Below are 4,084 nucleotides of genomic sequence, written 5' to 3' on the forward strand. Positions count from 1 at the left end.
CCTCCGCATCGCCGCGCAGACCGACCGGGTGCTGCTGGTGCCGGTGCCGCGCGACGCCCAGCGGCTCACCACCGCCGAACTGGCCGCCGAACTGGCGGCGACCACCGCCGCCGCGCGGGCCGGCAGCCTGCCCCCGGCCCGGCTGACCGGTGGCACCTTCACGCTGAACAACTACGGGGTGTTCGGCGTCGACGGCTCCACGCCGATCATCAACCACCCCGAGGCGGCCCTGCTCGGGGTCGGGCGGATCGTGGACAAGCCGTGGGTGGTCGACGGGCAGCTCGCCGTCCGCAAGGTGACCCAGCTCAGCCTCACCTTCGATCACCGGGTCTGCGACGGCGGGGTGGCCGGTGGCTTCCTGCGCCACGTCGCCGACTGTGTGGAGCGCCCGGCGCTGCTGATCGCCGCCGTCTGACGCGTACCCCCGGCCCCGGTGTCGCCCGTGCGGCGCCGGGGCCGGCGCACGCCCGGGGGTTTCCCGGCGGTGTCAGGGGGAAGTCGGCCCCGCCGGAGCGCACCGAACGCGTCGAAGGGAGCCGGCCTGTGGCCGTGGCGAACGAGCTGCTACTGAACTCGGTCCGGGTGCGGCGGCCCGCCGCCGCCGGTGCGCCGCTCTACTGCGACGCCCTGGAGTACGGGCTGACCGGCGACGGCTCCACCAACGACCAGCCGGCGCTGGCCGCCCTGGTGGACCGGCTCGGCGCCGGGTACGCCTCCGACGGGCGGGCCCGGGTGATCTACTGCCCGCCGGGCATCTACTCGATCCGCGACGCCGGCACGGTGTGGCGCAGCGGGGTGTCGCTGATCGGGGCCGGCCCGGCGGCGACCCGGTTCATGCTCAGCAACGAGGGCAACCGGGCCGACCCGACCCCGTTGGCCTTCTGGACCACGGTGCAGCACGGCGCCGACCGGGACCGGCACATCGCCGACTGCACCTTCGCCGACTTCCAGATCGACGGCTCCGGCGTCGCCATGGCCGAGTACAACTACCTGGCCAAGGGCCTCGGCCTGCAGTACGTGGTGCGCGGCGTCTTCCGCAACCTCTACATCCACCACACCGCGGCCAGCGGCCTGGGCTGCGACTTCCTCCAGGACTCCCTGATCGACGGGGTGGTGGTGGTCGGCTGTGGCCGACTGGACAACGGCGAGCAGATGGGCGGCGCCGGCATCGGGATCGGCATCGGTGGCTGGGGACCGGTGGAGCGGTTGACCATCGCCAACTGCACCGCCCTGGCCAACGGCACCAACGGCATCTTCCTGGAGCTGCAGAAGGACTACTGGACCCCACCGCGCGGCTACCGCATCATCGGCTGCCACAGTCAAGGCAACCGCTTCGGCATCTCCGACTGGGGCGCCGACGGCCTGATCGTCTCCGCCTGCACGATGACCGGAAACCTGGAGGCCGGCTTCGACGTGTCGTCGCAGGGCACCTCCACGGTGGCCGGGCGGGGCGGACTCGTCACCGACTGCGTCATCGACGGCAACCTGCGCGACGGGATCAGCATCGGCAACAGCCCCGGACCGTACCTCGTCCGGGGCAACCGGATCAGCGGCAACGGCCAGCACGGTTACCACTCCCGCGACCTCGGGCGCGGTTACCAGGGCCCGGTCCGGGACGTGGTGATCGAGAGCAACGAGTTCTGGGGCAACGGCCTCGACGCGGTCCGGATCGACCACCAGATGAGCGACGCGGTGCTGCTCAACAACCGGATCCGCAACAACGGGCGGCAGTACGGCCGGGCCGCCGGCGGTGCGGGCGAGGCCGTCCGCTACAGCGAGCGGAGCCTGGTGGACCGCACCGCCGACTGGCCGCACGACGGGCACCGCGGCAAGATCCTGCGGGTCGGCCGGTCGGTGGCCACTGTCGCCGCCAACACCGGCGACGAACTCACCCTGGCCCCGGTCCGCCCGGACGCCTTCAGCGCGTGGAGCGGGGACGTGCCGCCGCCGGGCTGCGCGTACGAACTCGACCCCGCACCCGGGCAGCGGGCCGGCATCACCATCAACGCGCCGTTCGACTCGGCCACCATCCGCGGAAACCGGATCTGGGACAACCACGACAACCAGACCCAGACGCACGGGCTGTGGATCACCGATCGGGGCAGTTGCGTGGACTGCCGGGTCGAGGACAACGACCTCGCCGGCAACGCCGAGGCGGGGATGCGGCTGGACACCCCGCCGGTGGGTGGACGCTGGCGTGACAACCACGTCGACAGCGACTGGAGCTGACCGACGGGCGGCGGCCGGAACGCTCCGACCGCCGCCGCTGTCACGCTGTGGAACTGGTCAGCCGGCCAGGCCGGCCACCGGGGTCGGGTCCAGCACGACCGTCGCCGAGCCGGACTGCGGGGGTACGCCCGGGTCGGTCGGCGCGTCGGTGTACTCCGCGACGAACACCGCGGTCAGGTTGTCAGCGCCGCTGTGCCCACCGTCCAGGAAGGTGGGGATGGTCCCACTGCAACCCGTCGAGGTGGAGAGCGGGTGCCCGTGCTCGTCGTGCCCGAGCACGTAGGTGACCTTCACCCGGGAGCAGTCCACCGGCAGGTCGTCGGTGACCTTCACCTCGTAGGCGACCGTCTGCCCGAACTCGAACGGCTGACCGGCCACCGGGGCGACGAACTCGACGATCGGCGCGGTCGGCCCGACCACCAGGGGCAGGGTGGCCGAGGCGGAACGGCCGGTGCGGTCGGTCACCTTCAGCGTCGGGGTGTACGAGCCGTTCTCCGGGAACGTCCAGCTCGCGTTCGGCGCGGTGCTGTCCACCGAGCCGTCCGCGTTGAAGTCCCACGCGTAGCTCAGCTTGTCGCCGTCCGGGTCGGTCGTGCCGGCGCTGGAGAACGCGACGGTCAGCGGGGCCTGGCCCACGGTCGGCGTACCACTGATCTTCGGGATCGGGGTCCGGTTGCCCCGGACGAAGTCGATCCGGGACAGCTGCGCGTCCGGGTTCTCGGCGAAGTAGCCGTCGCCGTACTCGAGCACGTAGAGCGCGCCGTCCGGGCCGAACTCCATGTCCATCGGGTTGTCCACCACCAGCGACGGCACCACCGGGCGGATGTCGGTGACGTCGCCGTCGGAGTCGAGGCGGAACTCCTTGATGTAGTCGCGGGTCCACTCGTAGAACAGCGGAACCCCGTCGTAGTAGGCCGGCCAGCGGGTCCGTGAGGTGCTGGTCCCGTCGTAGTCGTACGCCGGGCCGCCCATCGGACCGATACCGCCGGTGCCCAGCTGCGGGAACTCAGCCGAGGCCGTGGACGGGTACCAGACCTGCGGCTGCTCGACCGGCGGCAGCTGCCGCTTGCCGGTGTTGTGCGGTGAGTCGTTGACCGGGCGCGCGCAGTTGAACTTCTTGCCGGACTGGCCGGTGGCGAAGTCGTAGTCGCGGTAGGCGATCGTCGGCGTCACGCAGTACGGCCAGCCGTAGTTCGCCGGCTTGTCGATCATCATCCACCGGCCGTGTCCGGCCGGCCCGCGCTCCGGGTTCGGGTTGGAGGCGTCGGGGGAGTAGTCGCCCAGGTACACGTTGTCGGTGCGCCTGTCGACGGCGAACCGGAACGCGTTGCGCAGCCCCATCGCGTAGATCTCCGGGCGGGTCTGCGCCGTGCCGGGCTTGAACAGGTTGCCGGCCGGGACCGTGTAACCACCACCGGCCTTCGGCTTGATGCGCAGCAACTTGCCACGCAGGTCGTTGGTGTTGGCGGAGGTGCGCTGGGCGTCGTACGCCGGGTTACGGTCGGCCCGCTCGTCGATCGGGATGTAGCCGTCGGAGGCGAACGGGTTGGTGTCGTCGCCGGTCGACAGGTACAGGTTGCCCTTGCTGTCGAAGTCGATCTGACCGCCGACGTGGCAGCAGATGCCCCGGTCGGTCGGCACCTCGATGATCTGCTGCTCGCTGGCGAGGTTCAGCCGCATCCCGTCCAGCTTGAACCGGGACAACCGCAGCGCGCCCTTGAACCGCTGCCAGTCCGCCGCGGTGCCGGTCTCCGGCGCGTCCCCCTCGTTGACGTCGGGGGTCGCCGGGTCGTCCACCGGGGTGTCCATCGGCGGCGAGTAGTAGAGGTACACCCACTTGTTCTGGGCGAAGTTC

The 4,084-nt window shown here is 71.3% G+C and carries 3 protein-coding genes; 2 read left to right on the top strand and 1 reads right to left on the bottom strand.

The genetic code is table 11. The features are described 5' to 3' along the window. Together KBX53_RS24790 and KBX53_RS24795 are read left to right on the top strand one after the other, a co-directional pair. The coding region (locus KBX53_RS24790; protein ID WP_210861937.1) for a 2-oxo acid dehydrogenase subunit E2 at positions 1-415 on the top strand (415 nt) is incomplete at its 5' end. Between the two features lie 134 nt (positions 416-549). Further along, positions 550-2,229, top strand: a complete 1,680-nt coding sequence (locus KBX53_RS24795; RefSeq protein WP_210861940.1) for a right-handed parallel beta-helix repeat-containing protein — start codon at positions 550-552, stop codon at positions 2,227-2,229. Positions 2,230-2,286: 57 nt separating this feature from the next. On the opposite strand, the gene KBX53_RS24800 is transcribed toward KBX53_RS24795, so the two are convergent. Next, positions 2,287-4,084: PQQ-dependent sugar dehydrogenase (locus tag KBX53_RS24800; RefSeq protein WP_210861938.1), on the bottom strand; the 1,798-nt coding region annotated here is incomplete at its 5' end.

This window comes from Micromonospora sp. M51 (genome assembly GCF_018070305.1).
Lineage (GTDB): Bacteria > Actinomycetota > Actinomycetes > Mycobacteriales > Micromonosporaceae > Micromonospora > Micromonospora parva.